The organism is Nonomuraea sp. NPDC049269, from assembly GCF_043197155.1.
In the GTDB taxonomy this organism is placed as follows: domain Bacteria; phylum Actinomycetota; class Actinomycetes; order Streptosporangiales; family Streptosporangiaceae; genus Nonomuraea.
Map to the genome: position 1 here is coordinate 1494763 of NZ_JBICSO010000001.1, position 25363 is coordinate 1520125.

Annotated in this window: 28 protein-coding genes; 14 read left to right on the forward strand and 14 right to left on the reverse strand. The window is 68.7% G+C overall.

Annotated features, from left to right (window positions below; all coding sequences use genetic code 11):
• Nucleotides 1-18: 18 nt before the first annotated feature.
• From ACGFNP_RS06855 to ACGFNP_RS06865, 3 genes are all read right to left on the reverse strand, one after another.
• Nucleotides 19-1209 (reverse strand): MarP family serine protease, encoded by a 1191-nt coding sequence (locus ACGFNP_RS06855; RefSeq protein ID WP_393315673.1) that lies wholly within the window; start codon nucleotides 1207-1209, stop codon nucleotides 19-21.
• 526 nt (nucleotides 1210-1735) lie between these two features.
• The gene (locus ACGFNP_RS06860; protein WP_393315676.1) at nucleotides 1736-2401 is read right to left on the reverse strand and encodes an AIM24 family protein; all 666 of its coding nucleotides are present in this window, start codon (nucleotides 2399-2401) and stop codon (nucleotides 1736-1738) included.
• Between the two features lie 47 nt (nucleotides 2402-2448).
• On the reverse strand, nucleotides 2449-3666 hold the full coding sequence (locus ACGFNP_RS06865; protein WP_393315679.1) for a glycoside hydrolase family 16 protein: 1218 nt from the start codon (nucleotides 3664-3666) through the stop codon (nucleotides 2449-2451).
• A gap of 127 nt (nucleotides 3667-3793) precedes the next feature.
• Between ACGFNP_RS06865 and ACGFNP_RS06870 the strand changes: the two genes are divergently transcribed.
• Together ACGFNP_RS06870 and ACGFNP_RS06875 are read left to right on the forward strand one after the other, a co-directional pair.
• Complete coding sequence (locus ACGFNP_RS06870) at nucleotides 3794-4129, forward strand: helix-turn-helix transcriptional regulator (protein WP_214641542.1); 336 nt, start codon at nucleotides 3794-3796, stop codon at nucleotides 4127-4129.
• A complete protein-coding gene (locus ACGFNP_RS06875) occupies nucleotides 4129-4836 on the forward strand; it encodes a cation transporter (protein WP_393315682.1) in 708 nt (235 codons plus the stop codon). The genes ACGFNP_RS06870 and ACGFNP_RS06875 overlap by 1 nt, the downstream gene beginning before the upstream one ends.
• A 99-nt stretch (nucleotides 4837-4935) precedes the next feature.
• Here the strand turns inward: ACGFNP_RS06875 and ACGFNP_RS06880 are convergent, their stop codons facing one another.
• Together ACGFNP_RS06880 and ACGFNP_RS06885 are read right to left on the reverse strand one after the other, a co-directional pair.
• The gene (locus ACGFNP_RS06880) at nucleotides 4936-6666 is read right to left on the reverse strand and encodes a hypothetical protein (protein WP_393315685.1); all 1731 of its coding nucleotides are present in this window, start codon (nucleotides 6664-6666) and stop codon (nucleotides 4936-4938) included.
• A 161-nt stretch (nucleotides 6667-6827) separates the two neighbouring features.
• The gene (locus tag ACGFNP_RS06885; RefSeq protein WP_393315688.1) at nucleotides 6828-8102 is read right to left on the reverse strand and encodes a HEAT repeat domain-containing protein; all 1275 of its coding nucleotides are present in this window, start codon (nucleotides 8100-8102) and stop codon (nucleotides 6828-6830) included.
• Between the two features lie 120 nt (nucleotides 8103-8222).
• On the opposite strand from ACGFNP_RS06885, the gene ACGFNP_RS06890 reads away from it, so the two are divergent.
• The gene (locus ACGFNP_RS06890; protein WP_358326486.1) at nucleotides 8223-8489 is read left to right on the forward strand and encodes a DUF1876 domain-containing protein; all 267 of its coding nucleotides are present in this window, start codon (nucleotides 8223-8225) and stop codon (nucleotides 8487-8489) included.
• A 430-nt stretch (nucleotides 8490-8919) separates the two neighbouring features.
• Here ACGFNP_RS06890 and ACGFNP_RS06895 read toward each other — a convergent pair whose 3' ends face one another.
• From ACGFNP_RS06895 to ACGFNP_RS06915, 5 genes are all read right to left on the reverse strand, one after another.
• Complete coding sequence (locus ACGFNP_RS06895) at nucleotides 8920-10470, reverse strand: M4 family metallopeptidase (RefSeq protein ID WP_393315691.1); 1551 nt, start codon at nucleotides 10468-10470, stop codon at nucleotides 8920-8922.
• Nucleotides 10471-10610: 140 nt separating this feature from the next.
• A complete protein-coding gene (locus ACGFNP_RS06900) occupies nucleotides 10611-11432 on the reverse strand; it encodes an alpha/beta fold hydrolase (protein ID WP_358326480.1) in 822 nt (273 codons plus the stop codon).
• Complete coding sequence (locus tag ACGFNP_RS06905; protein ID WP_393315695.1) at nucleotides 11429-12082, reverse strand: RraA family protein; 654 nt, start codon at nucleotides 12080-12082, stop codon at nucleotides 11429-11431. The genes ACGFNP_RS06900 and ACGFNP_RS06905 overlap by 4 nt, the downstream gene beginning before the upstream one ends.
• On the reverse strand, nucleotides 12079-12744 hold the full coding sequence (locus ACGFNP_RS06910) for an RraA family protein (protein ID WP_393315698.1): 666 nt from the start codon (nucleotides 12742-12744) through the stop codon (nucleotides 12079-12081). The genes ACGFNP_RS06905 and ACGFNP_RS06910 overlap by 4 nt, the downstream gene beginning before the upstream one ends.
• Nucleotides 12741-13406: an RraA family protein gene (locus tag ACGFNP_RS06915; RefSeq protein ID WP_393315701.1), complete on the reverse strand. Its 666-nt coding sequence runs from the start codon at nucleotides 13404-13406 to the stop codon at nucleotides 12741-12743. Before ACGFNP_RS06915 ends, ACGFNP_RS06910 begins: the two co-directional genes overlap by 4 nt.
• A gap of 73 nt (nucleotides 13407-13479) precedes the next feature.
• Here ACGFNP_RS06915 and ACGFNP_RS06920 point away from each other — a divergent pair, with 73 nt between their 5' ends.
• Nucleotides 13480-14385, forward strand: coding sequence for a LysR substrate-binding domain-containing protein (locus tag ACGFNP_RS06920; RefSeq protein ID WP_393315704.1), 906 nt, complete (start codon nucleotides 13480-13482; stop codon nucleotides 14383-14385).
• Nucleotides 14386-14388: 3 nt separating this feature from the next.
• Here the strand turns inward: ACGFNP_RS06920 and ACGFNP_RS06925 are convergent, their stop codons facing one another.
• A complete protein-coding gene (locus tag ACGFNP_RS06925; RefSeq protein ID WP_393315707.1) occupies nucleotides 14389-15780 on the reverse strand; it encodes a sensor histidine kinase in 1392 nt (463 codons plus the stop codon).
• Complete coding sequence (locus tag ACGFNP_RS06930) at nucleotides 15777-16484, reverse strand: response regulator transcription factor (protein ID WP_358326461.1); 708 nt, start codon at nucleotides 16482-16484, stop codon at nucleotides 15777-15779. The genes ACGFNP_RS06925 and ACGFNP_RS06930 overlap by 4 nt, the downstream gene beginning before the upstream one ends.
• Before the next feature lie 86 nt (nucleotides 16485-16570).
• On the opposite strand from ACGFNP_RS06930, the gene ACGFNP_RS06935 reads away from it, so the two are divergent.
• The 7 genes from ACGFNP_RS06935 to ACGFNP_RS06965 all read left to right on the forward strand — a co-directional run bounded on the left by ACGFNP_RS06935 (nucleotide 16571) and on the right by ACGFNP_RS06965 (nucleotide 21740).
• Nucleotides 16571-17917, forward strand: coding sequence for a ferric reductase-like transmembrane domain-containing protein (locus tag ACGFNP_RS06935; protein WP_393315711.1), 1347 nt, complete (start codon nucleotides 16571-16573; stop codon nucleotides 17915-17917).
• 11 nt (nucleotides 17918-17928) lie between these two features.
• Nucleotides 17929-18369 (forward strand): FMN-binding protein, encoded by a 441-nt coding sequence (locus ACGFNP_RS06940; RefSeq protein ID WP_393315714.1) that lies wholly within the window; start codon nucleotides 17929-17931, stop codon nucleotides 18367-18369.
• Nucleotides 18366-19094, forward strand: a complete 729-nt coding sequence (locus tag ACGFNP_RS06945) for an FAD:protein FMN transferase (protein WP_358326454.1) — start codon at nucleotides 18366-18368, stop codon at nucleotides 19092-19094. Before ACGFNP_RS06940 ends, ACGFNP_RS06945 begins: the two co-directional genes overlap by 4 nt.
• Nucleotides 19095-19173: 79 nt before the next feature.
• Entirely contained in the window at nucleotides 19174-19803 is a 630-nt protein-coding gene (locus tag ACGFNP_RS06950) for a hypothetical protein (RefSeq protein ID WP_358326451.1), read from the forward strand.
• Nucleotides 19800-20123, forward strand: coding sequence for a transcriptional regulator (locus ACGFNP_RS06955; protein ID WP_308168733.1), 324 nt, complete (start codon nucleotides 19800-19802; stop codon nucleotides 20121-20123). Before ACGFNP_RS06950 ends, ACGFNP_RS06955 begins: the two co-directional genes overlap by 4 nt.
• The gene (locus ACGFNP_RS06960; RefSeq protein ID WP_358326448.1) at nucleotides 20120-21007 is read left to right on the forward strand and encodes an ABC transporter ATP-binding protein; all 888 of its coding nucleotides are present in this window, start codon (nucleotides 20120-20122) and stop codon (nucleotides 21005-21007) included. Before ACGFNP_RS06955 ends, ACGFNP_RS06960 begins: the two co-directional genes overlap by 4 nt.
• Nucleotides 21000-21740, forward strand: coding sequence for an ABC transporter permease (locus ACGFNP_RS06965; RefSeq protein WP_358326445.1), 741 nt, complete (start codon nucleotides 21000-21002; stop codon nucleotides 21738-21740). The genes ACGFNP_RS06960 and ACGFNP_RS06965 overlap by 8 nt, the downstream gene beginning before the upstream one ends.
• 65 nt (nucleotides 21741-21805) lie before the next feature.
• Here the strand turns inward: ACGFNP_RS06965 and ACGFNP_RS06970 are convergent, their stop codons facing one another.
• Nucleotides 21806-23041 carry a trypsin-like peptidase domain-containing protein gene (locus ACGFNP_RS06970; RefSeq protein WP_358326442.1) on the reverse strand — a complete coding sequence of 412 codons (1236 nt, stop codon included), beginning with the start codon at nucleotides 23039-23041 and terminating at the stop codon, nucleotides 21806-21808.
• A gap of 222 nt (nucleotides 23042-23263) precedes the next feature.
• On the opposite strand from ACGFNP_RS06970, the gene ACGFNP_RS06975 reads away from it, so the two are divergent.
• From ACGFNP_RS06975 to ACGFNP_RS06985, 3 genes are all read left to right on the forward strand, one after another.
• A complete protein-coding gene (locus ACGFNP_RS06975) occupies nucleotides 23264-23449 on the forward strand; it encodes a hypothetical protein (protein ID WP_358326441.1) in 186 nt (61 codons plus the stop codon).
• Nucleotides 23450-23522: 73 nt separating this feature from the next.
• Nucleotides 23523-23903: a hypothetical protein gene (locus ACGFNP_RS06980; protein WP_393315721.1), complete on the forward strand. Its 381-nt coding sequence runs from the start codon at nucleotides 23523-23525 to the stop codon at nucleotides 23901-23903.
• Nucleotides 23904-23953: 50 nt separating this feature from the next.
• Nucleotides 23954-24451, forward strand: a complete 498-nt coding sequence (locus ACGFNP_RS06985) for a DUF5946 family protein (protein WP_393315724.1) — start codon at nucleotides 23954-23956, stop codon at nucleotides 24449-24451.
• An 18-nt stretch (nucleotides 24452-24469) separates the two neighbouring features.
• Here ACGFNP_RS06985 and ACGFNP_RS06990 read toward each other — a convergent pair whose 3' ends face one another.
• Nucleotides 24470-25288, reverse strand: coding sequence for an SAM-dependent methyltransferase (locus tag ACGFNP_RS06990; RefSeq protein ID WP_393315727.1), 819 nt, complete (start codon nucleotides 25286-25288; stop codon nucleotides 24470-24472).
• Nucleotides 25289-25363 lie beyond the last annotated feature (75 nt).

Here is a 25363-nt window from a genome sequence, read left to right on the forward strand (position 1 = left end):
CGCGGAAAGGCGACAGGGTCAGTCGCAGGCCTGAGTGCTGACGGGTTTGGTGGTGCGGGCGGCGCGTCGGGCGTCGGAGGCGACCTCGGAGGCGGTGAGCACGTACCCGGTGTCGTCCTTGCCGACGACGGCGGCGAAGATCACGCCCAGCACCCGGCCGTCGCGGGCCAGGAGGGGGCCGCCCGAATTGCCTTGCTGGACCTTGCCCCGGATGAGGTACACATCCCGCGTCACCTTGGTCGTCCGGTAGATGTCGGGGATGGAAGCCCGCTGCCGCGCCGCGACCCGGGCCGGCTTCGAGGTGAACCCCTGGTTCTTGGGATACCCCGCGATGATGGCGTCATCGCCCCTGTCCGCCTCGCCGTCGAAGGTCAGGCTCGGCAACCCGAGGTTCGGCACGTTCAGCACCGCCACGTCCCGTCGCGGGTCGTAGTGGACCACCGCGGCGGGGTGCGATCGGCCTTCGTGATCGACGACGAGCAATTCTTCGTCGACCCCGGCGACCACGTGCGCGTTGGTCATGATGTGATCCGGCGCGTACACGAATCCGGTGCCGGTGATCTGTTTGCGGCAGGAGCTGGCCACCCCCTGCACCTGCACGATCCCTGTCCGTGCCGCTCGCAGGCCTGCGCTGTCGAACACCGCCGCGTCCGGCGGCGGAACGTTCACGGTCGGTTGGCCGGCGATCGCGTCCAGCACCGGCGGGAAGTCGGAGCGGTCGATGAACTGCTTGAACGGTTTCTGCCAGTCGCGTGCCGCCTGGGGGATCGCCTGGTCGACCGTGGCCAGGAGTAGCGAGCCGCGGATCTGCTCCACGATGGTGGTCAATGAGCTGGACAGCAGCACGCTGCCGACGAGCCAGGCGATGACCAGTACCGATAAGCCGGACACGAGCGTGCCGCCCAGCGCGTCCAGCATCCGCCCCGGCTCGTGCCGTACGTGGGTTCGGATCAGCACGCCCGCGGTGGAGGTACCGAATTGGGCGATCGACGCAGTCAGGAGCACGATGATGAGCGCCAGCAAGGATTCCGGGACGTCTCCATCCACGATCAGGCCGGCGATAGGCGGCGCGATGCAGATCCCGACCACGCATCCGCCTACGAAGCCGACGAAGCTCGCGGCCCCCACGATTAATCCCTGGCGATAGCCGGAGACGCCGAAGACGATGAGCAGGGTCAGCAAAACGAGGTCAAGAAGATCACCGGGCACCAGACAAAGGTAAGCACAACATCAGCCCCGGCGTAACAAGGATAGATCTGGTCGTATTGTGGTATTTCAGATTTCCTGACTGGCCTGCTGGATCTTGGACAAGAGCTGTGTGAAGATAAGTCCGCCCTAGAACTGTTACCGCACCACATCACCCTGAGAACAAGCCTGTGCCGGCCAGGGGAGTTGCGTGAGAAAACTCATCTGGTCAGCGACACTCGCGGTGTTGATCGTCGCCCTCACCGCCTGCCAGCCACGCACCAGCCAGTGAGGTGAAATGGCTCGGCGACGCGACCGCCGACCGACAGGTTCCCCCCGGAGAATCGACGCGGATTGTGGTCGTGTCCGGAGGCCCGCGTGGCTACCTGGTTACGGCGCCATTGACATACTCCCGGCACAGGATTACCACAATTACTCCGTAATTGAATTTCGTGTCGCGGATTATTCTCGGATTCTGGAACAGGAACGGATGTGCTGGGCACGTACAGGATGGGCGGGCTGGGCCAGCGGGCGGAGGGGTGCCGGGCGGCTACTGCGCGCGCACCACCGGCACGCCCTCGCTCGCCTGTACCAGCACGAAGCCCTGGCCCTGGAACGCGAGCTGCATCGCCTCCCCGCTCCCCCGGCCGATCAGCGCGCCCACCTTCATCGTCCGGTTGACGCCGACGTGCAGGCCGGTGCTCCAGCAGACCGCCGCCTGCCCGTCGGCGTACGTCGGCATGGCCGCCGCGTCCAGCAGCACCGGCGTGCCGTGCGTGGTGACCGCCACCCACCCGCTGCCGGTGAGCGTGGTGTTGAACAGGCCGCCCGCCGCGACACCCGCGCCCTGCACCCGCTGGATGTCCCAGGTGAGCTGCGGCTGGAAGGCCAGCAGGTTGCGCCCGTTGACGGTGAGGCCCTCGTTCTCCAGGTAGAACAGGTGGATGTCGTCGGCGTTGTCCGCGAGGTAGAGCAGGCCCTGACCGCGTACGCGCATCAGGGACGCGCCCTCGCCCGTCATCGCCTTCTTGAACAGCTTGCTGATGCCGCCCGCGCCCTCGTAGTCGAAGTCCATCTGCCCCTGGAAGGCGACCATCGAGCCCTGCTTGGCCAGCACCTCGTCGGGAAGCTGGACGCGGAGCATCTTGCCGTTCTCCAGCGTGAAGCCGGCGGGAAGCTGCCGCGGATCGAGGTTGCCGAAAACTGAGCTGCGCATGATCGACCTTTCGAAAGAGCGGTCCCGCCAGCCTAGATCACTTCGGTTCAGGCCAGCGGCTTCTGGTAGGCGCGTACCTGATCCACCACGAGCCGCGCGGGGAACACCGTATCGGCGTCGGGGTCGCCGACCCAGCCGTCGCCACCGCCCACGGCCAGGTTCAGGATCAGCGTGTGCGGGTGGCGGAAGGACTGCGCCCAGGCGGCACCCGCCGCGGCGGCGGTCAGCGTACGGGTGACCACTCCGTCGATCGACCACTTGATGTAACCGTTGGCACCGGCGTCCCAGTCCACGGCGTAGGTGTGCCAGTCGTCGATGCCCTCGCCTTCGGGCAGGGGCGTGCTGTCGCCGAAGTTGATGTCCTCCAGCCCGCCGTGCGCGTGCTGCTCCACGAGCGTGGGGTGGTCGCCGAGGGTCTCCATGACGTCGATCTCGCCACTGGCCGGCCAATCGACCTGGGCGTTGTTCCCGCCGACCGTCCAGAACGCCGGCCACAGCCCCTTGCCGAGCGGGGCCTTCATCCGCGCTTCCAGGTGACCGCCCGCCTGCGTCCAGGTGGGCAGACCGTCATTGCCCTCCCAGTCGAGCATGGTCAGCCGGGCCGTGGCGTACCGGCACGGCAGGTCCGGCTCCTCCCCGTGGTCCGTTCCCGGCTGCCAGCCGCACATGGCGCCGGGGGTCACGTTCTGGTCGGCCGTCAGTACGAGATGGCCCTGCCCGTCGAGCTGGGCGTGGTCGAGCTTGTACTCGGCGATGCTGCCGGTGCACGCCTGGTGCCAGCAGGGGTCGTTGAACCACACCGGGGCGGCCAAGCCGGTGTTCGGCCCGCCGCCGGCCGCGCCGGAGAAGTCCTGGTCGAACGTGATCGGGTTGGCCGCGACCGTGAACGTCTTGCGCGGCGTCAACTCCGTCCAGACGTTGCCCACCTCATAAGCGACGAAGTACGTGTAGGTGCCCGCCGGATAGGCCCGCGCGTCAGTCGTGAACGTCTTCGTGGCCGTCGTGAGCGTGGTCGCGATCGCGCCGGGGAAATCGACGACCTGCCCGGCGGAGTCGCGTACCGCGATGGTGAGCGCCTGGACGGCGAGCGTGCCCGACGCGCGCACCTTGGCGGTGGCGGTCATCGGGCGAGCGGCGACCGGGGCGGAGTTGCCGACGGCCAGCGCGTCCACGGTGACGGTCACCGCGGCTGACGCCGGGGACGCGGTAAGAGTGGCCGCGCCTAAGACGGCCGCGGCGACCAGGACGCGAAAGCGAGCAGCCATGATGCCCTTTCTGCGCTGTCTTGAAGATCGAACTCGACGCATCGTATAGGTGGGAGGTCGTGGTCTCCGGCGACTTGATCAGGATCCATGATTTTCTGAATTCAGGACTTCATGTATCGTTGGAGGCATGTTGACGATCGCCCCCGAGATCGAGGTGCTCGCCCGGTTCGGTCGCGCGCTGGCCGACCCGATCCGCTGCCGGATCCTGATCGCACTACGTGAAGCGCCGGCCCACCCGGCCGACCTGGCCGAACTGCTCGGCATCTCCCGCACCCGGTTGTCGAACCATCTGGCCTGTCTGCGCGACTGCGGCCTGGTGGTCGCCGTGCCGGTCGGCCGGCGTACCCGATATGAGCTGGCCGATCCCCGGCTGGGCCACGCCCTGGACGACCTGCGTACCGCGGTGGTGGCGGTGGCCGCCGACCGCACCTGCGTGGACGCGGCCGAGAAGGGCTGCTGCTGATGACCGTCCTGGGCGCGGACCGCCGCGTGACGCTGACGCGGCGGATCCGGCTGCTGGTCGCCGCCACCATCACCTACAACGTGATCGAGGCGATCGTCGCCATCACCGCGGGGAGCATGGCCTCTTCCGCGGCGCTGATCGGGTTCGGCCTCGACTCGGTGGTGGAGGTCGCCTCGGCGACCGCCGTCGCCTGGCAGTTCTCGGCCGCCGACCATGCTCGGCGTGAGAAGGCCGCGTTGCGCGTCATCGCCGTCTCGTTCTTCGTTCTGGCCGCCTACGTGAGCGTCGACGCCGTCCGCGGGCTGCTAGGCGTCGGCGAGGCGGGGCACTCCACGCCAGGTCTGGTGCTCGCCGCCCTGTCCTTGGTGGTCATGCCGTTCCTGTCGGCGGCGCAACGCCGCGCGGGCCGCGAACTCGGCTCGGCCTCGGCGGTCGCCGATTCCAAGCAGACGCTGCTGTGCACCTACCTGTCGGCGGTGCTGCTGGTCGGGCTCGGGCTGAACAGCGCGTTCGGCTGGTCGTGGGCGGATCCCGTCGCCGCCCTGGTGATCGCCGCCGTGGCGGTCAAGGAGGGCCGCGAAGCCTGGCGCGGGGACACCTGCTGCGCCTCGCCCCCGCGCACCGCCGCCGACCCGCCCGCTCGTACTGACGACACAGCCGCTTGTGCTGACGGCTGCTGTCGAATCGGCGAAACGGCGACGAATTGATCGGCCGCCGCCGGATATCGTGCCGCGCCACAGACCACGTACGTCGGCCGGCTGAACGCGGCCCGCGCCGCCCACGGCGGTGCGGTCGGACAGCGCAGATCAGAGATCGATGCTGCTCGTGGTGGTCGTCGTAGCGGTGTTGTCGTCACGGACAACACCGCAGGCCCTCTCGAATATCTCAAGCGCCTCGGCGGCATGCAGCGGGTCCAGGCGAGCCGCGAAGCCGTCAAGACTGAACGGCTTCTTCTCGTCGAACGGCGGATGGACGGCTGCTGTCGCGACCTTGTCGTAGAGCGGTTTGATGATTCCTTTGAAATAAGCGTCGGCCAGCTCGTCTCGGGTCACCTGCGCGTGTGCGACAAGCGCCTCGATCGCCTTGTACTGGGCGCTGTACTGCTGATCGCTCCTGACCAGCTTCCCGTCTTTTACCAGGCCGGTCACGAGCGAGCGGGTGAAGTACTCGGTGAGGCCTTCGCCGAACCAGTGGCCGAGGACGTGCTCCAAGGCCGGATGGGAGAGTTTGTGCATCGCCTCGTGATACTCCGTTCCGGTGCCGAGCTCGTTCAGCTGGACGTAGATGTCCGCACCGATTCGCAGGCCGGCCGTGCCCCTGCCCTCGTTGAAGACACTCTCGTTCGCCAGCTCCGCGGCTTGGACCTCATCCTGGCTTTCGGGCACTCTCTTCAACACGAAGACCGCACCCATCTGCTCCGGGGTGACGTAGTGTATTTGATCGTCGCTGAGCCAGTCGGGCGTGGAAAGATATGGCCTGAGCCAGTCGTCCGCATGGAAGACATCGAGGATTTCCCGCGCGGCCAGCTTCGCGTTGAGGTTCAGTTCTTTCGCCTTGTCCACATGGCCTCTTTCGACTCCCCACGACAGGTCGGGAGAGACGACCACCTCCATGCCGCCGACACTTATGACCACGCTGAACGGGGCATACTGGCCGTGGGCGACTGTCGTGTTCGGCATGAATCCGACAATGTCATACTCCGCAGCCGGAACCGTGACGTGGCCTCCCTCCTCGACCTGGCGGTCTTTTATCGCCTTCGTGTTGATCCCCGGCACGCTCTTCTCGAAGCTGATCTTTCCGACAGCTTGGAGCTCTTGCCTCTTTTGCTCCCAGAACCCGCGGCGGAGTTCCTTGGCGTTCCGCCCTGCGAGATCGTCTATTATCGCCGTCGTTGATTTATACGTCGACTCGACGAGGTCGGCGCGGTCGATGAAAACGCGGTCGCCTACCACTGAATTCCTGCCCATGACCATCGGCCGACCGTCCGCATGGTAGACCCACTTTGTGTCATCGAACTTATAAAGTACGAAAGAATCCGGGCCTATCGCACCGGAGATTTCCTGGCCGATCGTGTCGTCCGCCTGCACCCGATAGACTTTTATTTCCTTTGGATCGGAGTTGAACTTTGGATTCCAGGTGAGCCCGACTTTCGGCGTCGCGGGCTTGGCGAACACCTCGGCGCCGGACTTCAGGAAGCCGTCTCGCTTTCTCTTGGTGAAATCCTCCGGTTCTCCTTGCTCGGGCTTTTTCAGTTCACCCATCAGTTCTTCCAGCGTTTCCTTCGGCTTGGGTTCTTTTCTGACGCTCGGCGATGGGTCCGGGAGCTCTTCCAGGTCGAGCATTAATCGTTCCAGGTCGGCTATTGAGTCGGCCGTGTCGTCCCGCTCGACGTCGCTGTCCTGCTCGACGTCTTTGCGCCGCTCGATGTCCTTGTCGCGCTCGTCGTCGGAACTGCCGCTGCTGTTGCGAGATGTGGCGGGGGCGCTGCCGTCAGTCGATTTGCGCCGTGGCGATCTGGTCCTCTGGCGTCGCGGCATCCTGACTCCTCAGAAGGTGGCGCACCATGGTGTCACCGCACCGAGGCCCAGTACATGAACACCAGGGTGACGTTCCGCACGCGGACGTAGGCGCGCAAGGTGGCGTCGTTGCCGGCGACGCCGGTCGCGTCGACATATCGTGATCGGCGGGCTTTGTCGCCTTATGCCCGTGCGTACTCGGCCATGTCCTTTTGGGACCTCGGCAGCCCGTAGTGCGTGACGAACTCCAAGAAGTTACCCAGCTCCCAGACGCCCCGCGAGTCCGCGAGGCCCCGGAGGAGCCGCTGCTGACGGTCGTCCAGCGCGCTGAAGGGTGTGCCGGTCGGCAACGGTTCGGGATAAGCGATCCGCAGGGCGATGACGGCCACCGGCAGCGCCTGCGTTCCGGACAGCGCGGGCAGCCGAGCCAGCAGCGCCGCGAACAGGGCGTCGGCATGGGCGTCGCCGAACTCCCGCAACGCCAGCGCGGCGTACCCGCGGAGGTCGCCGTCGTTGAACGGGATCGCCTCGTACGACGCGTCGTCGCGGGTGATCCAGCCCAGCAACTCGTCCGCGACCCGGTCCCCCGCCTCCGGACCCCGCAGCCGGGACTCCGCGATGGCCGCACCCCAGCGCACCACATCGCGAGGACCGTCCAGCGCGGCACCCAGCACGACCGCCGTCTCGGAGGCCGTCTCGGAGGCCGTCTCGGAGGCCGTCTCGGACGCTGGTGTCGCGCCGGACGGGCCGCCGAGCAGGCCGATCGCGACCAGGGCGGTGGCGGCTACCGAAGGCTCCTCGTCCACCGCCGCCCTGAGCAGCGATGGCAGGCTGGCGGACCGCTCTTCCGGGTACCAGGCCAGGGCGTACGCGGCGGCGGCGCGCAGCCGGGCGTCCTCGTCGGCGAGCAGGCCGCGGAACACCGGCAGCCCGGCACCGACCGCGTCGTACGCCTTCAGCGCGAAGTACGCGAAGAGCCGCTCCTCGTCCTCGGGCTCAAGCGTCTGCAGGTAATTGAACAGACCGGGATCCTCGTCCCAGTCGTCCTCTTCGTCGTCTTCATCGTCATCGTCATCGTCGTCGTCCGCGAACTCCTTGCCGGCGGCCAGCAGCAGGTCCCCACCCGCGGCCGTAGCGCGATGGTCGTCGACGGGATAGCCGGCCGGCAGGAGCTGCTCACCATGACCAATGGCCAGCTGGGTCAGCAGCCCCAGGACGGCCGCCCGATCCGGCGTCTCGGGATCGGCGACCAGCTCCAGCAGGAACGGCACCGCGTACGCGCTCGCCTCGAAACGGGTGCCTTGGTGGAAGATGTTCCCGTACAGGCTGTGCAGCGCCTTGTCCCGGATGCCGGGATCGGCAGAGCGCAGGGCCCGAATCTGGTCCGGTACATCCGTCGCGCGGCCATAAGCGTGCGTCAGGTCAGCCCAGTCGATCACGTCGAGACTCGCCAGCATGCGGACATGTTGGCATATGGCCCACGCCGTCACCCGGTAGTTGGCACAACAAGGGTCCGTGACACCGCACCCGCTGAGGGCAGATGTCGAGTACGGCACCGACCAGTACAGGAGGGCATCATGCAGAGCAAAGAGTGGACCGTGCACATCTACATCAGCGAGGACGACACGGACAAGCGCACGCTGGCCCGCGCTGTCCTGTCCGCACAGGACAGCGAGTGGCATGAGAGCGTCGGCATCGCCAGGCGCAACCCCGACGACCGTGCCGTACCGGAGATCGGCGACGAGCTGGCCGCGGGCCGGGCGCTGATGGACCTGGCCGACAAGCTCCTCGGCGACGCCGCCGAGGACGTGGCCCGGCTCGGCGGCCCGGTCGAGGCACGTTGACCGCGCGCCGCGAGCACGCCGAACGAGTCGACGAGCACCGCGCGAAGGCGCCCGGCGGGAAGGCCGCCGGGCGCCCTCGTGCTCAGCCCGGGTCTCGCCCGTCTACTCCGCGCCCGACGGCTACGCGACCTGTATTGGATCTCCTCGCCGGCTGCCGGACGACGAGTTCGAGCAGCACGTGGACCACGCTTGCCGCGCCAGGTTCCCCGAGCAGCAGGTATTCCCCCGGGATCAGTTACGGGCACCCGCGTCGCTCCGCCTTTACCGGGCACTCGGTTCACGTCAGAGGCGGCGACCCTCTCCACGGCAAGGGTGTCGACTCCCGGCTCGTCGTGGATCTGAGGTAGTACCGCCACGGGCGCTCAGCACCTCATGCGCCCTGCTCAGGCGAATCACCGACGATCCGCGCTGAGCAGGGCCGCGATCGTGCTCAGGGACAGGTCGGCTCGCCGCTCTGCGCGGGTACGTTCACCCCGCTCCAGGCCGCCTTGATGACGTTGAACTCGACACAGCCGGTGTACAGCGTCTTGGCCGCCCGCAGCGTGGCCACGCGCGCCTTGGCGTGTGTCCACGGCGACGTCTTCATGTTCAGGCCGGTCATGAAGATCTGGCCCGCCTTGCGGACGCCGACGCCGGTGATGGCCGCGCCGCCGTCGCACCGGCTGCTGGCCGGCTTTCCGCTCGGGTTCGTGCCCTCGGCCAGCAGGTAGAACCAGTGGTTCTGCGGTCCGGCCGCCGCGTGCACCTCGGTGCTCGGGATGGAGGAGCTGTAGCAGTTCGGGTGACCCAGCGCCGACGGGTTGTACATGTTCCTGATCGCGCCGCTGCCCACCAGGTTGACCTCCTCGCCGACCAGGTAGTCGGGCGGGTCGAGGCTGGCCGGCTCGTTGGCGTACGCCTCGGTCAGCGCGCCGAAGATGTCACCCGTCGACTCGTTCAGGCCGCCGGACTCGTTGCCGCTCCCGCCGCTGCCGCCGGAGAACTGGAAGACACCGTGGCCGAACTCGTGCCCGACGACGTCCATCGAGGTGGCCTGCCGGGTGCTCGCGGAGTTGCGGCCGAAGGAGGCGTACGACCCGTTCCAGAAGGCGTTGGCCTGGTTCAGCCCGACCCTCGCGGGGTAACCGCGGCCCGAGCCGTTGATGCCGTTGCGACCGAGCCAGTCGCGGAGCATGTTCCACTCGTGCTGCTCCGCGAAGAGCGCGTCGACGCAGGCCGTCTCCAGGTTCGTGCCGCTGCCGTTGCCCCAGCTGTCGGTCGTTTTGGTGTACACCGCGCCGTTCTGGCCGCCGCACTGGACGCCGGTGCGCGTGGGGTCGACCATCCGGTACGACGGGGAAGTGTCGATGGTGACCGGGTTGCCGTTGTAGTAGCTGTTGCCGGTGCCGTCGACTACCTGGTCCCACTTGTCGATGACCTGGCCGTCACGCGCGTCCACGTACACGTGCAGGATGCTGGACTGGTCGTCGGTGGCGGCGACGACCTCCCACGCCAGGCGTGGCGTGGGAGTGGCGGCGTGCACCACGAGAGCCGGTGTGCTGATCGAGGTGGCCTTGGGCGCCACGTTGCGGGCCGTGTCCGCCGCCGCCTGCGCGGCGATCTGCGGCTTGGTGTCCAGGGCGATCTTCGCCTGCTGGCCGGTGTCGATCGTGCTGACGGCCTTGCCGGACTTGTCGGTCGTTACGACTACCTCGCCGCCGAAGACGGGCAGGCCGGCGTAGGTACGCGTGTACGTGAGGTGCTGTATGCCATTGACGCCGGCGATGGCCGACGACAGGGAGAAAGCGTCCTGGTCGGCGGCTAAGAGCTGCGTCCGGCTGGCGGCGATGACGCTCTGCGCGCTCGCCACCGCGGTGCCGCGCTCCGAGGATGAGGGCGGGTCGGCCGCCTGGGCGTTCGCGCTTGTGACGCCCGCCGGGGCGGTGATGGTCAGGGCTGACGCGAGTATGGCGGCAGCGCCCAACCTGAGCTTGGGGTTCACGCTCGTTGCTCCTCAGGGGGGTGGAGTGGACGAGCCCCGGCCGGCTGGGGTGCACTCAGACTGACATTCGAGTGACCTACGTGATACCTCCCAATTTGCCCATAACGCCGTGGTATGGATCGACAACACGCCCCCCGCATTCAGGAGCCGGCGTCGGCGCGTGAGACGAGGTCGGCGATGCGGGCCCACATGCGCAGCGGGTTGGAGTACATCGGGAAGTGGGCGCAGTGCTCGATCTCAGCGAGTTCGACGCCGCGTTCGGCCAGGGCGGGGAGATAGGACAGGGCGTTGTTCTGCCTCCCGTACATGAACATCTTCGGGGCGGGGAGCCGGAGGAATCGGTCCAGGAGCTTGCCGTGGTCGGAGAGGTCGACCATGGACTCGAAGATCGCCCTGACCGCTGCCGCCCGGACCTTGTGGGGAAGGCTGGAGGCGTACAAGGCGCCGCCGTAGAAGCGTGAATTGCCGACGCGTTCGGCGAACCGGGCCAGGAACTCGTCGGGATCGTCGTGGGAGTGGGTGAGGATCTGCCGGCTGAGGAAGCAGTCCTCGGGTGCGACGTTGCCCTCGATGTTGGTGAAGCTCGCGATCCTGCCGGGGTCGCTGTCGGCGAGTAGGAGCGCGGTCAGGCCGCCCATCGAGTGCCCGACGAGGTGGAACCGGTCGATCTGCCGGGCTTTGAGTACCTGCTCGGCGACGGAGACGAGGAAGGGGATCGAGACGGCGGCGAGGTCCGCGCAGGTGCTGCCGCCGCAGCCGGGTGCGTCGTAGGCGAGAACGGGGCGGTCGGCGAGCCGTTCATGCTGGATGACGTCCGCGTAGTCCTCCTTGGTCGAGCCGAAGCCGTGGAGGAACACCAGGGGTGTGCCGGTGCCGCCTCGGTGGAGGCCGGACACCTCGATGCGGGTTGCGTCGACGGTGAGGGGAAGCGTGAAGCGTTCGAGTTTCCTGACGGGGCTCATCGGGCCTCTCCCAGCTGCTGTACTGCCGGCTCGTACTCCCGCCCGGCCGTTTCGAAGTTGTTGTACAGGTCGAGGGTGCTACGGCCTTCCCGCAGCCGCTTCATCAGCGCGTTCTCGTGGATCACGCGCGCGTCGGCGCGGTCGAGGATCCGCTCGGTGTCGGACGCGGGAAGGGCCACGACTCCGTCCACGTCCCCGACGACGAGGTCGCCGGTGTGGACCGTGACGCCACCGACCTTGACGGGACGCCCGAGAACGCCGCGGAAGTCCTTGCGGGTGCCGAGGATCGCGTTGTTGCGCGAGAAGACCGGGAAGCCGAGCGCCTCGGTCTCCGCGGCGTCCCGGACGCCGCCGTCGATGAGCAGGCCCGCGATCCCGCGTTGCTGGGCGGCCACGGTGAGGATCTCGCCCCAGTGGCCGAAGCGGGCGCCGCCGACGTCGGCGACCAGGACCGACCCGGGCGGGGCCGGTAGTACGGCGTGGTGCAGGGCGAGGTTGTCGCCGCCGGCGCCCTGCACGGTGAATGCCGGGCCGCACAGCCGGGCACCGGCCCACAGCGACCGGATCTCCGGGGACAGGGCCACGGCGAGTCCGGACGCCTCGGACAGGGTCGCGCTGGAGTGGCCGCGGGCGAGGTCGGTTGAGCTCACGAGGGGTCCTTCCGGGCCTGGAGCGAGTGGTAGCCGTGCTCGGCCCGCGCCTCGGCGAGCGTGGCGCCGCACCGGACGGCCTCGATGACGGCCTCTTCGACGCGGTCGATACGCCGGGCGATGTCGGCGACCTCGTCCCAGCGTGTGGCCGGGACGACCACAGCACCGTCGTCGTCGGCCACGAGGATGTCGCCAGGGCGGATGGCGACACCGTCGATGGCGACGGCTGTCTGTACCGCGGCCACCCGTACGCGGTCCTTGCCGGTGCGCATGAACCGGGAGACCGACCAGATCGGGTATCCGGCGGCGGTCGCGACGGCGACGTCACGGCAGGTGCCGTTGATGACGGTGCCCGCGACGCCGCGCTGGTGGGCGGTCTGGCTCATGATGCCGCCCCACACCGTGCAGTCGGTACGGCCGGCGTTGTCGATGAGGATCACCGTGCCGGCGGGCACGTCGTCGAGGAAGTCGCCCACCGTGCCGCCGGCATCGTCGACCGGCTCGTAGGTCACCGTGAAGACCGGCCCGACGACCTGCTGGCCCTGACGCAGCGCGCCGATGCCGTGGAGGGATCCGGGGAGCCCGAGCGAGTCGAGGGCGTCGGAGACCGACGCGGTGGACAGGCCGGTGGCGGGGTTCGAGGTGGCGGTGGGGTCGCTCATCGGACCGGCTCCTTCTCTCCGGCGAGGCGGGCGTCGTGCATGGTCTGGGAGAGGGACGCGCCCGCACGCACCTCGTCCGCGATGGCGCGCTCCCGGGCGACGATCGCGGTGGCGATTTCCGCGACTTCTTCGGCCCGGTCCCGTGGGACGACGACGAGACCGGTCTCGTCGGCGACGAGGACGTCGCCCTGCTCGACCGTGAGCCCGGCGACGCTGACCGGCTCGCCGGTGGAGCGCTGCCGCAGCCTGCCCCGCGCCGTGACCGGGATCGAACCCCGCGAGAACACCGGGAAACCCAGCTCACGGGCCTCCGCCACGTCGCGGCACACGCCGTCGGCGACGACACCGCGGACCCCGCGCTGGGCCGCGCCCAGGCTCAGGATGCCGCCCCAGCACGACACGTCGGTGCGGCCCTGGTTGTCGACGACGATCACGCTCTGGTCGTCCGACCTCTCGACGGCCGTAGTGGCGATGTGGGCTCCGGCTGGGCCGTCAGTGCGCGGTTCGAGCCCCACGGTGACGGCGAATCCCACGACGGCCGCGGGGCCCCACAGCGGACGGATGCCGCCGACTCCGGAGGGAAGCCCGAGCTGGTCGAGCGCGTCGCTGACCGCGGCGGAGTCGAGCGCCGTGAAGCGGTCCAGGAGAGATGAGTTGCTCATGCTTCCACTTCAACAGCCTGCAGATATATTCGGAAGGTCTGATTTCATCTCTCAGTAAGAGGCTACGCGAATCATGGTCGAGATCCGGCAGGCCCGGTACTTCGTCGCGGTCGCCGAAGAACTCCATTTCGGCCGCGCGGCACAACGGCTGCAGATGTCCCAGCCACCGTTGTCCCAGGCGATCAAGCAACTTGAACAGCAGCTCGGCTGTGAACTGCTGCACCGTACCCAGCGGTCGGTCGCCCTCAGCCCCGCCGGAGCCGTGTTCCTGGACCACAGCCGCGCCCTGATCCGGCACGCCGAGGAAGCCGAAGCCGCCGCCCGGCGAGCCGCCACCGGGCGCGGCGGGCGACTGAGCCTGGGCGCGGTCGCCTCCGCCTTCTCCTGGCCTCTGCCACTCGTACTGGAGCGGTTCCACGAGGCCCTGCCGGACGTCGAGATCCGCACCCAGGAGATCGACACCCACGAGGCCGCGGCGGGGCTCCTGGACCGCTCGCTCGACTGGGCGATCGTGCGCCAGACTGCCCCGGTGCGCGGCACCACGGCGACCTCGCTGTTCGCCGACCGGTTCGTCGCGGCTCTGCCCCTGCTCCACCCGGCCGCCGAGGCCGCCGGCCCGCTGGATCTGGCGGACCTCGCGGGCGGCCCGTGGGTGTGGCTGCACCGCCTGATCTCCCCCGACTATCACGACGCCATGGCGGCCATGTGCCGAGCGGCCGGATTCAGTCCTGTCCCGGCCCACTGGGCCCGGTCGGTGACCTCGCAGATCGCCATGGTCGAATGCGGGCTCGGCGTCACCATCGTGCCCGCCGCGGCATCCGCGTCACGCCCCGCCGTCCGCTTCAGACCACTCCGTCACGCGACGGCGACCATCGACCTCACCGCCATGACGAGATCCAACCCCGATGCGCTGGCCGAGCGCCTCACAGCCATGGCGACGCAACTGACCACGGCGCAGGCACCACCGCCGCACGACTGACCATCAGGCAGGCAGGAGCAGCCGGAATTCTGTCCCGCCCGGACCGCTCCGTACGTCCACCGAGCCGTCGTGGGCGGCCACCACGGCCTGGACGATCGCCAGCCCGAGCCCAGCCCCTCCGGTGGCCCGCGATCGGCCCTGGTCGGCGCGGGAGAACCGTTCGAAGATCTCCAGGCCGGGCGGTATACCGGGGCCGTCGTCCTGGACGGTGATCTCCACCGCGGTAGGCAGCCTCCGTACGGCCACCACGACCATGGTGCCGTCGGGCGTGTGGATGCGGGCGTTGCTCAGCAGGTTCGCGATCACCTGGTGCAACCGGAGCGGGTCGCCGGTCACCGTGACGGGGTCCTCCGGCAGCTCAAGCTGCCAGCGGTGGCCGGGTCCTGCGGCCCGCGCGTCGCCGGTGGCCTCGATGGCCAGGCGGGACAGGTCGACCTCCTCCCTGGCCAGCGGCCGTCCCGCGTCCAGCCGGGCCAGCAGGAGCAGCTCGTCGACCAGCTCGCTCATCCGTGCCGACTCGGCGTCGATCCTGCCGAGCGCGTGCCGTACACCGTCCGCCATCGGCTCGTCGCCGCGCAGGGCGAGCTCGGCGTGGCCGCGGATCGCCGCCAGCGGGGTGCGCAGCTCGTGGCTGGCGTCGGCGGCGAAGGCACGCAGCCGCTGCTCGACGGCGTGCCGGCGGCCGAGGGCCGACTCCACGTGGCCCAGCATGCGGTTGAAGGCGGCGCCGACCTGGCCCGTCTCGGTGCGCGGGTCGGTGTCGGGTACGCGTTCGGCCAGGCTCACCTCGCCGCTGGCCAGGGGCAGTTCGGTGACCTTGCGGGCCGTCGCGGCGATGCGTTGCAGGGGGCGCAGCGCCAGCCGTACCCACAGCGCGCCCGCGACACCCGCGACGGCGAGCGCGACGGCGAACATGGCCAGCTCGAACAGCTGCATGCGGTGCATCGTCTCTTCGACACCGTGCAGGGACAGCCCACTGATCATGACATCGCCGTCCCGGCCCGCGGTGGCGACGAGCCGGTAGTCGTCCAGGGTGGACAGGTCCACGGTCTGCGGGGGACCCCCGACCGGCAGCGCCGCCAGCGTTTTGTCGTCATCCGAGCTGAGAGTGGGGTGGGAGCCATCCCGTTCCGACACCACGGCCGCGTGAGTGACGTGCCCGTCGACCAGCCGCGCGCCGAACGTGCCCCGCGCCTGCCCCCGTGTGTCCTCGCCGTGCTCCAGACTGGCGGCGAACCGCCCATGGTCGGCGGCGAGTTGCTGGTCGATGGGGCCGAGCAGGAAGCGCTCCATAGCCACCGACGTGGCCACGCCGACGGCCGCGCACGACAGTGCCAGCAGCACGAGCAACCCGGCGATCAGCCGGGCTCTGAGGGTGCGCGGGAGGAGGTTCACGGCTTGAGCACGTACCCGACGCCGCGCACGGTGTGGATCAGCGGCCGGCGGCCCGCGTCGATCTTCTTGCGCAGGTAGCTGATGTAGAGCTCCACGACGTGGGCCTGACCGCCGAAGTCGTAGGACCAGACGTGGTCGAGGATCTGCGCCTTGCTCAGCACCCGGCGCGGGTTGCACATGAGCAGCCGCAGCAGCTCGAACTCGGTGGGCGTCAGGTCGACCGGCGTGCCGGCCCTGCTCACCTCCCTGGCCTCCTCGTCCATGGACAGGTCGGCCACGACCAGCCGGTCTCCGGTGCCGGGCCGCGCCATGCCCGCCCGGCGCAGCAGCCCGCGCAGCCGCGCGAGCACCTCGTCCAGGCTGAAGGGCTTGGTCACGTAGTCGTCGCCGCCCGCCGTGATGCCCGCGACCCGGTCCTCGACCGCGTCGCGGGCGGTCAGGAACAGCACGCACAGCTCGGGCCACCGCGCCCTGAGCCTGCGCATGAGCTCCAGGCCGTTCAGGTCGGGCAGCATGACGTCCAGGATCGCGGCGTCCGGCGCGAACTCCTCGGCCGCGCGGATCGCGGCGGCCCCGTTCGGCGCGCTGCGGACCTGCCAGCCTTCCTGGCACAGCGTCTTCTCCAGCACCTCCAGGAGGTCCGGTTCGTCGTCCACGACGAGCACGCGGATCGGCGTACCGTCTGGGCGCAGCAAACTGCTCATTTAAGCAAAATACGTGCTTCGTCTGAGAAACAGGTGAAGTGCTCCGTTCATAGGGAAAACAGAAGATTGCCTGGCACGGTGGGCCCATGACCACTCTTCACGCTCCGGCACGGCGAGCCGCCGTCACGGCGCCGCCGCGCCACCGGGTCCGTCCCGGGCTGTTGCTGTGGGCCGTGGCGGCCGGCGCGCTCGGGGTCATCGGCCTGTGGTGGCGCGGCACCCCTTCCGTGTCGGGCCTGGACGGCTGGCTCACCGAGAGCGGCCGCATCACGGGCCTGCTGGCCGGGTACGGCATGGCCGTCCTGCTCGGGCTCATGGCCCGCGTTCCCGCTCTGGAACGCGGCGTGGGCAGCGACCGGCTGGCCCGCTGGCACGCCATGGGCGGCCGGTACGTCATCGGACTCGTCGTGGCGCACGTCCTGACCATCGTCTGGGGGTACGCGGTCGCCGACCAGGCCGGGGTGGTGGACGAGGCGGTCGCGATGGCGCTGTCGTTCCCGGATGTGCTGAAGGCGACCGTGGCCTGCTTCCTGCTGCTCGGGGTGGCCCTGGTGTCGGCCCGCGCCGCCCGCCGCAGGATGCGCTACGAGACCTGGTTCTACCTGCACTTCTACACCTACCTGGCGGCCTGGCTGGCGTTCGGGCACCAGCTCGCGACCGGCGCCCAGTTCACCGGAGACCGCGTGGCCCAGGTCGCCTGGTACGTCCTCTACCTCGGGGTGGCCGCGCTGCTGGTCTGGTACCGCTTCCTCGGCCCGGTCCGGGTGTGGGCGCGGCACCGCCTGCGGGTCGCCCAGGTCACCACCGACGCGCCGGGCGTCGTCTCGATCCACCTCACCGGCCGCCGCCTGGCCCGGCTCGGCGCCGAGCCGGGCCAGTTCTTCCGGTGGCGCTTCCTGACCCGCGACCTGTGGTGGTCGGCCAACCCCTACTCGCTGTCCGCCGCACCGGACCGTGGCGGGCTGCGCATCACGGTCAAGGCGCTGGGCGACCACAGCGCGGCGCTGGCCCGGCTGCGGCCGGGCACCAGGGTGATCGCCGAGGGGCCGTACGGCGGATTCACCGGACGCCTCGGCCGGAGCCCCCAGTCGGTGCTGATCGCGGGCGGCGTCGGCATCACCCCGCTGCGCACCCTGTTCGAGACGCTGCCCGGGCAGCTGACCCTGCTCTACCGCGCGCGTACGCCGGAGGAACTGCTGTTCCGGGACGAACTTGAGGAGATCGCCAGAGTACGCGGCGACGCCCGGCTCTACTGCTCGGTCGGCCCGAGATCCCCGGACCTGTTCACCGGGCTCGACCGCCTGCTGCCCGACCTGCGCGAGCACGACGCCTACGTGTGCGGGCCGCCCGAGATGACGCGGTCGGCGATCCAGGCGCTGCGGTCGGCGGGCGTGCCCGCTCATCGGATCCATCACGAGTCTTTCGAGTTCTAGGGGTTCCTCGCATGAAGAGAGCACTGCTCGCGGTGGTCACCACCGCCATCGGCCTGGTGCTGCTGCTGTCGTTCAAGCCGCACGACGTCACCGGGGCCGCCCAGCCACCCGCCGCCCTCGCCCAGACTCAGACGTCCGCGACGCCGGCGCCCACCTCGACCCAGCAGTCCGCGGCCACCAAGACGTTCGACGGCGACGCGGCCGACACGCGCTGGGGGCCCGTGCAGGTACAGATCAGCGTCACCGGCGGCAAGATCTCCAGCGTCCAGGTGCTCCAGGCGCCGAACGAGAACCGGCGCGACATCGAGATCAACAACGAGGCACTGCCCATCCTCCAGCAGGAGACCATGTCCGCCCAGAGCGCCCAGATCGACTCCGTCTCGGGCGCCACCTACACCAGCGACGGCTACGTCCAGTCCCTGCAGAGCGCCATCGACCGGGCCGGGCTGTGACCCGCCACGTCGAGCACGCGATGGGGACGGTCTTCTCCTTCGACGTACGCCACGACGCGGCCGAGGCGGTGGCGCGGGCGGTCGCCTGGCTGCACCACGTGGACGCGGTCTTCTCCACCTACCGGCCGGACAGCGCGATCAGCCGGCTCGGCCGGGGCGAGATCGACGTGTCCGCCTGCCCGCCCGAGGTGGCCCAGGTACTCGCTCTGTGCTCACAGACAGAGCACGACACGAACGGATATTTCACCATGTATCCCGGCGGGCGCCTGGACCCGACCGGCCTGGTGAAGGGGTGGGCGATCGAGGAGGCGTCCCGGCTGCTGTCCGAGGCGGGCGCGCCCCACCACTGCGTCAACGGTGGCGGCGACATCCAGCTCGGCCCCGGCCCCTCGCCGTGGCGGATCGGGATCGCGCACCCAGCCCGGCCAGGCGCCCTCTGCACCGTGGTCACCGGCCACGACCTGGCCATTGCCACCTCGGGCAACGCCGAACGGGGCCCGCACATCATCAATACCCACACCGGACGCCACGCCGCCGCGCTGCTCTCGATCACCCTCGTCGGCCCGCGCCTGACCGCCGTCGACGCCTTCGCGACCGCGGCGTACGCGATGGGCGACGCCGCCCGCGACTGGGTGGAGGAGATCGACGACCTTGAGGCCTTCGCGGTGACCGCGGACGGCGGCTGGCAGAGCAGCGGCTTCGGCGCCCTCACCGCCCAGAACTAACTTCTCCCCATCCCGCCATAGAGTTGGCGGTGCAAGCTGGTTTAAGATACAAACCAGTTTGACGGTAAGAGGAGTTGTGATGGTAGACGACGGCGAGCGGGTCCCCAGCCCGGAAGAGACCCTGCGCCTCATCGAGGAACAGCAGGCCGCCACCGTGCGACGCTTCAGGGGCGACCCCCTGTTCATGTACGTCCCCTGGGGCGTCGCCTGGCTGGTCGGCTTCACCTGCTTCTTCCTGCACTACGGGCTCGACGGCAAGCCGTACGCGCCGATCTCCCAGACGCAGGCGCTGACCGTCCTGATGATCTTCCAGTTGATCGCGGGCTCCCTGTGCGCGTACGAGATCACCAGGATGAACATCGGAGTCCGGGGCGACACCACGGCCAAGGGCGCGATGTATGGCTACGCGTGGTTCGCCGGGATGGTGGTGATGTCGGTCATCGCCATCCGGGTCTCCCCGATGCTGCCGGAGTCGGAGTCCGGCCTGCTCTGGGCGGGCATCTCCCTGCTGGTGGTGGGCGTGCTCTACATGACCGGCGGCGCGATCTTCCTGTTCTGGCCGATGTTCTTCATCGGCATCGGCATCAGCGCCGTCAACGCCCTGGGCGTGCTGCTCGGCCCCGGCTGGCACGCGCTGCTGACGGCGGTGCTGCTCGGCTTCGGGCAGATCGTCGTTGGCCTGTGGCTCCGGCGTAGGCGGTGCCCGTGACGGCCGGCAACGCCGTTCCTGAACTCGATCCGGTGATCCACGCGCAGGCCAGGCTCCGCGTCGTGGCCGCGCTGAACACGATGGGGTCGGGCGACGAGATCACCTTCCCGGCGCTCAAGGACCTGCTCGGCATGACGGCCGGCAACCTCTCGGTCCATCTGACCAAGCTTGAGGACGCCGGCTACGTCCAGATCACGAAGACACACAAAGGCCGTACCCCGGTCACCTACGTCGCACTCACCAAGCGCGGCCGGCTGGCCTTCGACGACTACACCAAGGCGATCCGCGCCCTACTCGACTCCGCAGGAGGCACACCATGACCATCCTCGCCAGAACGGTCGACGCCACCCGCCGCTACGGCGACGTGCTGGCCCTCGACCGCGTCTCGCTCGACATCAGGGCCGGCGAGCTGGTCGGCCTGCTCGGCCCGAACGGCGCGGGCAAGTCCACGCTGATCAACCTGTTCGTGGGCCTGCGCCGGCAGACGTCCGGCACGGTCGAACTGCTCGGCGGCTCCCCGCAGGATCCGCTGGTACGCCGGGGCATCGGCGTCACGCCCCAGGAGACGGGCCTGCCCGAGTCCCTGCGGGTCGGCGAGATCGTCGACTTCGTATCCTCACATTTTCCGGAAAAAGCGGATAAAGGGGAGTTACTCGCTCGGTTCGGCCTCGACGACCTCGTCAAGCGGCAGATCGGCGGCCTGTCCGGCGGCCAGAAGCGGCGGCTGGCCGTGACGCTGGCCTTCGCCGGCAACCCGCGGATGGTCTTCCTCGACGAGCCGACCACCGGCCTCGACGTGGAGGCCAGGCGCACGCTTTGGGACGGCATCAAGGACTTCCACGACGGCGGCGGCACGGTCCTGCTCACCAGCCACTATCTGGAGGAGGTCGAGGCCCTGGCCAAGCGGGTCGTGGTCGTCGGCCACGGCCGGGTGCTCGCCGACGACACCGTCCAGGCCGTACGCGACATGGTTAGGGTGCGGCGCGTCTCGCTGGTCGCCGAGAACCTGCCCGAACTGCCCGGCGTACTCGCCAGCAGCCATGAGGACGGCCGGATCAACCTGGTGACCACCGACCCCGACCGGCTGGTTGTCGAGCTGGTGCGGAGCGGCACGCCGTTCTCCGGGCTGGAGATCAGGCCGACCTCGCTGGAGGAAGCCTTCCTGACCATCACCTCGAACTCGAAGGAGAACGCACATGTCTAGCCTGATCGTGGCCCACACCCGCTACCAGATCCTGGAGCAGATCCGGGTGCCGATCGGCCTGGTGGCCAGCGCGTTCTTCCCCGCCGCGTCGATGCTGGCGTTCGTGGTGCCATTCACCGGGGACGATCCGGTGGCCTCGACTCGGGCGACGGGATCGATGATGCTCATCGGCGCGATGTCGGCGGCGCTCATGGGGCTCAGCATCACGGTCGCCCAGGACCGCGAGCAACCGTGGAACACCTACGTGCGCACCTTGCCCGCCGGGCCGTTCCCCCGCTTCGCCGGGCGGATCCTCACCACGATGGCCACCATGCTGGTGGCGACGATCCCGGTGCTGCTGATCGCGGCCCTGTTCACCGCGGCGACCATCACGCTGCCCAAGCTGCTCATCGGGCTGGTCGCGCTGCTCGGCGGGGCGGTGCCGTTCATGCTGCTCGGCCTGTTCCTGGGCTACCTGCTGGCCTCGAAGGCGGCCATCGGTGTGTCGCAGGTACTGTTCTTCCCCATCGCGATCCTCGGCGGGCTGTTCCTGCCGCCGCAGATCATGCCGGACTTCGTACAGGCGGTGTCGCCGTTCGTGCCGAGCCGCGGAGCCGGGGAGCTGATCTGGGCCGTGACGACGGGAAGCACCCCGAACACGGTGGCGGTGATCATGCTGGGCGTGTGGACCGTGATCGCGGCGCTGGCCGCGGGCTGGGCCTACCGGCGCGACGAGGGGCGCCGCTTCTCCTGACGGGGGGTGTGCCGCCGAGTCCGCAGCGATCTCGACGGCACACCCGTCCGTGAGGGGGTCCGGTGTTACTTCTTCTCTTGGAGGGTGACGGTGACGTTACTCGACTTTCCGTCCCTCATATAAGTGATCTGAACCTGTTGGCCCACTTTGAAACCTCTGACCTGGCCAACAACCGTATCTCCGCCCTCCACCGGCGTGTCGCCGATCTTGGTGATGAGGTCGCCCTGCTTCAGACCCGCCTTGTCTGCGGGGCTTCCGGAGGTGACCTGCCGGATCAGCGCGCCGGGCACGTCGCCGCTGGCGTCGGTGACACTCACGCCCAGGAACGCGTGGGTCACCTTGCCGCCGCTGATGAGCTGGTCCGACACCTGCTTGGCGGTGTTGACCGGGATGGCGAAGCCGACGCCGATGTTGCCGCTGCTGCCGCCGTTGGTGGCGATCGCGCTGTTGATGCCGATCACCTGCCCGGCCGCGTTGACCAGCGCGCCGCCGGAGTTGCCCGGGTTGATGGCCGCGTCGGTCTGGATGGCATCGCCCAGCGTCGTCGTCTCGCTCTCCTGGCCCTGCTGCTGTTGCTGACCCCAGCCGGGCGGCATCTGCTGCTGCTGTTCCTGCTCGCCGCCGACGGTGACCGTGCGGTTGAGCGCGCTGACGATGCCCGCCGTGACGGATCCGTCGAGGCCGAGCGGGCTGCCGATGGCCAGTACGGAGTCGCCGACCTGGAGCTGGTCGCTGTCGCCGAGCGAGGCCTTGGTCAGGCCCGAGACGCCGTCGGCCCTGATGACCGCGAGGTCGGTGGACGGGTCGGTGCCCACGACCGACGCCTTGGCCGTCTTGCCGTCGTTGAACTTGACGGTCATCTGCCCGCCCTGTCCCGCGCCGACGACCACGTGATTGTTGGTGAGGATGAGCCCGTCGTCGGACAGCACCACGCCCGACCCCTCGCCGGTCTGCCCCTGGATCATCACGACCGACGGCTGCACCTTCTGCGCGACCTGGGCCACGGTGAGCTGGTTGGAGGCCTGCTTGAAGACCGGACTCGGCGCGGAGACGACACGGGTGTCCTGGAACGACGTGGCGGCGACGGCCCCCACAGCGCCGCCTCCCACTGCCATGGCCGCCAGGGCGAGCCCGGCGATCGCCTTCCGCCCGACGGAGAAGCCCTGCCTGGGCGGCTTCGGAGGTGGAGGCTGGTTCATTATCACGGTGTCTCGCCGGGGAAAGCCCCCGGCGGAGGGCGGCTGGTCGCCGAACTGGCTCCAGCCGCCGGCGCCCTGCTCGCGAGGCTCGTTCGCGTTCATCGTCATCTCCTCAAGTACCGATGACTCAAGAGTGCCAAGAAGCCCGTAAGTGCAGGTTAAGCCGTTGATCAGAACTGTATGAGAGGGTTGACGGCAGCCTTATCACCCCTGGTCGGGGGCCGCTTACGTGGGTGGAAACCGCTCAGAAAAACCTTCTGAGTATGATCGACGCTTCCCAGCATAAGAGGCGCGTGAGCCACCGAGGTTGGCTACCGTCGAAACATGACCCTCTACTGCTACGTCTGCCTGGGGCAGAAGCGAGCCACCGAGGCATACACGATCATGCGAGGGTACGCCTTCTGTTTCGAGCACGCCCAGCAGATCTTGGGCGACAAGAGGACGGGTCATCCCAGCCTCGAAGGCTCGGCGTTTCGCAGAGACCTCGCGAGGCTCATCGATCTCGGCTGACCTGATGGGCCGGCTCATCTGTTCGCGTCGACCACTCCCGTCCCCCTGGCGATCCCTGCTCTAGGCTGTCGCAGTGACCACCGAACGCACGCATGACGATGCGCCGCAGCACGTCCCGAAAGTCGGCGACCGGCTGCGGAAGATCGCCTGGGGGGCGCTCGCCTTGTTCCTGGCCGCGTTCGCGGTTTTCGAGAGCGCCAAGTACGGCCTGCCGACCACGGCCGCCACGCTGGCGTTCTTCGCCCTGCCCGATCTGGCGCGGCTGGCCGGAGTCCGCCCGCCTGGGCCGCTCCACCAAGTGGTGCACCGCGTGTGGATCCCGTTGGTGCTGCTGGTCGGCTACAGCCTCGGACCGATCGTGTGGCCGCCACTTTTCACCGCGGGCCTCGGCTGGCTCACCCGCATCGCCGTCGACCGGGCGTTCGGGCGTGGGCTCGCCCGGAGCGAGGAGTAGCGGCGAAATCCCGTCGACAACGCTGCTCCTGGCCACCTATCGTGCGGATCATGGTGGACAGCCCTGTCGTGGGTCAGTGCGAGTGCGGCGCGGTCGCCGGCCCGTTGGGCACATGCGTGGACTACTACCACGCCATCCTCTCCGAAGAGCAGACCGATCCTCGGATGTACAGGTGGCACGCACTGGTGGTCTGTGCATATCTCCTGCAGCATCCTTCCAGAGCTCATGAGAAGTATCTCGATGCTCAGTTCCGCCAGCTGCAGCTTTACGTGGATCAGGGCCTTGACGCGCTGCTTCGCGTGGGAGCCCGTCAGGTAGCGCGGAACAAACACGGGGCGCGGTCGAACCACGGCATGGAGCCATTGGCGGCATACGCACCACTCCCCCAGGGCGGACCGCCCGGGTACTTCCGCGCTACGTTCTGCGGTCTCCCGGTCAGGGACGGCAGTTTCGTGTCTGACGGGCATCTGGCATACGGACAGCGTGTCGAGACCATTGCCGAAGCGACTGTGGAGTCCTGGAGATCTGTGGCACCGGGAGCATTGTGATGATCGTCGAAGGCGTTCTCACTCGGGCTTTGCGGCCACGATGATCGCGTACCCCACTTCCGGCGTTTCGATGAGCTGGGTCACGAACGGAGGCGGCTCGACGGCGCCGTCGAACTCCCCGAAAAGGTCGCGGATCCCGGCGATTCTGTCGACGATCCGACCCAGTGTCGGAGCCATCGTGTGCGGGGAGATGTCAGTGATCTCTCTCAGCACGAGTCCGCTTGCCGTGATGAAGCCGGGGTAATTCCGCAGCGGCATGATCGAGTGGATGTGAGACTGGTCGTAGGAAGCCTCCAGTTTGACGCGCCGCTCGTCGCTGAGGGGGGCGCGCTCGACCAGGTTGGCGATGACCAGCAGCCCGCCGGGCCGCAGTACGGAGTGCACCTGGCGGAGCACGCGTGCCTGGTCCGGCATGTGCAGCAGTGACTCGAAGAGCCATGCGCCGTCGAACGAGTTCGGCTCGAAAGGTAGTTCCAGCGCGTCGGCCACCTGGAACGTCACCCGATCCGCCAGCCCTTCGTCCTTCGTCCGGCGAGAGGCCAGTTCCACTTCCTTCTCGCTGATCGTCACGCCGACGACATCCACGCCGGCCGACCGGGCCAGGGCCAGCGCCGGTCTGCCCGTGCCGCATCCGATGTCGAGTATCCGTTGGCCCTTGCTCGTGTCCAGCTTGTCGATCATCAGCTCGGTCATGCGTTCCGAGGCCGCTTCCAGCGAAGCTTCACCCAAGGGGTCGTCCCAGTAGCCGTTGTGCAGGCTTCCCCCCATGATGTGCTCGATCAGCTCTGTGGTCCGGTCGTAGAGCTGCCCGATGGTCTCTTGGTGATGGCCGGTCATGGAGGGATCCCTTCATGCATCAGACTGCCTAAAAGTGATGAGCTTCTGTTGTCTGTAAACTTTAGGGAGTACTCT

What these genes read in the sequence shown, in the direction of transcription:
- ACGFNP_RS06960 (WP_358326448.1), top strand. Translation starts at nt 20,120, where the DNA reads ATGACCATCCTCGCCAGAACGGTCGACGCCACCCGCCGCTACGGCGAC.
- ACGFNP_RS06880 (WP_393315685.1), bottom strand. Translation starts at nt 6,666, where the DNA reads ATGCCGCGACGCCAGAGGACCAGATCGCCACGGCGCAAATCGACTGAC.
- ACGFNP_RS06940 (WP_393315714.1), top strand. Translation starts at nt 17,929, where the DNA reads ATGAAGAGAGCACTGCTCGCGGTGGTCACCACCGCCATCGGCCTGGTG.
- ACGFNP_RS06875 (WP_393315682.1), top strand. Translation starts at nt 4,129, where the DNA reads ATGACCGTCCTGGGCGCGGACCGCCGCGTGACGCTGACGCGGCGGATC.
- ACGFNP_RS06865 (WP_393315679.1), bottom strand. Translation starts at nt 3,666, where the DNA reads ATGGCTGCTCGCTTTCGCGTCCTGGTCGCCGCGGCCGTCTTAGGCGCG.
- ACGFNP_RS06975 (WP_358326441.1), top strand. Translation starts at nt 23,264, where the DNA reads ATGACCCTCTACTGCTACGTCTGCCTGGGGCAGAAGCGAGCCACCGAG.
- ACGFNP_RS06885 (WP_393315688.1), bottom strand. Translation starts at nt 8,102, where the DNA reads ATGCTGGCGAGTCTCGACGTGATCGACTGGGCTGACCTGACGCACGCT.
- ACGFNP_RS06950 (WP_358326451.1), top strand. Translation starts at nt 19,174, where the DNA reads ATGGTAGACGACGGCGAGCGGGTCCCCAGCCCGGAAGAGACCCTGCGC.
- ACGFNP_RS06890 (WP_358326486.1), top strand. Translation starts at nt 8,223, where the DNA reads ATGCAGAGCAAAGAGTGGACCGTGCACATCTACATCAGCGAGGACGAC.
- ACGFNP_RS06910 (WP_393315698.1), bottom strand. Translation starts at nt 12,744, where the DNA reads ATGAGCGACCCCACCGCCACCTCGAACCCCGCCACCGGCCTGTCCACC.
- ACGFNP_RS06920 (WP_393315704.1), top strand. Translation starts at nt 13,480, where the DNA reads ATGGTCGAGATCCGGCAGGCCCGGTACTTCGTCGCGGTCGCCGAAGAA.
- ACGFNP_RS06930 (WP_358326461.1), bottom strand. Translation starts at nt 16,484, where the DNA reads ATGAGCAGTTTGCTGCGCCCAGACGGTACGCCGATCCGCGTGCTCGTC.
- ACGFNP_RS06985 (WP_393315724.1), top strand. Translation starts at nt 23,954, where the DNA reads ATGGTGGACAGCCCTGTCGTGGGTCAGTGCGAGTGCGGCGCGGTCGCC.
- ACGFNP_RS06990 (WP_393315727.1), bottom strand. Translation starts at nt 25,288, where the DNA reads ATGACCGGCCATCACCAAGAGACCATCGGGCAGCTCTACGACCGGACC.
- ACGFNP_RS06915 (WP_393315701.1), bottom strand. Translation starts at nt 13,406, where the DNA reads ATGAGCAACTCATCTCTCCTGGACCGCTTCACGGCGCTCGACTCCGCC.
- ACGFNP_RS06900 (WP_358326480.1), bottom strand. Translation starts at nt 11,432, where the DNA reads ATGAGCCCCGTCAGGAAACTCGAACGCTTCACGCTTCCCCTCACCGTC.
- ACGFNP_RS06860 (WP_393315676.1), bottom strand. Translation starts at nt 2,401, where the DNA reads ATGCGCAGCTCAGTTTTCGGCAACCTCGATCCGCGGCAGCTTCCCGCC.
- ACGFNP_RS06970 (WP_358326442.1), bottom strand. Translation starts at nt 23,041, where the DNA reads ATGAACGCGAACGAGCCTCGCGAGCAGGGCGCCGGCGGCTGGAGCCAG.
- ACGFNP_RS06870 (WP_214641542.1), top strand. Translation starts at nt 3,794, where the DNA reads ATGTTGACGATCGCCCCCGAGATCGAGGTGCTCGCCCGGTTCGGTCGC.
- ACGFNP_RS06935 (WP_393315711.1), top strand. Translation starts at nt 16,571, where the DNA reads ATGACCACTCTTCACGCTCCGGCACGGCGAGCCGCCGTCACGGCGCCG.
- ACGFNP_RS06965 (WP_358326445.1), top strand. Translation starts at nt 21,000, where the DNA reads ATGTCTAGCCTGATCGTGGCCCACACCCGCTACCAGATCCTGGAGCAG.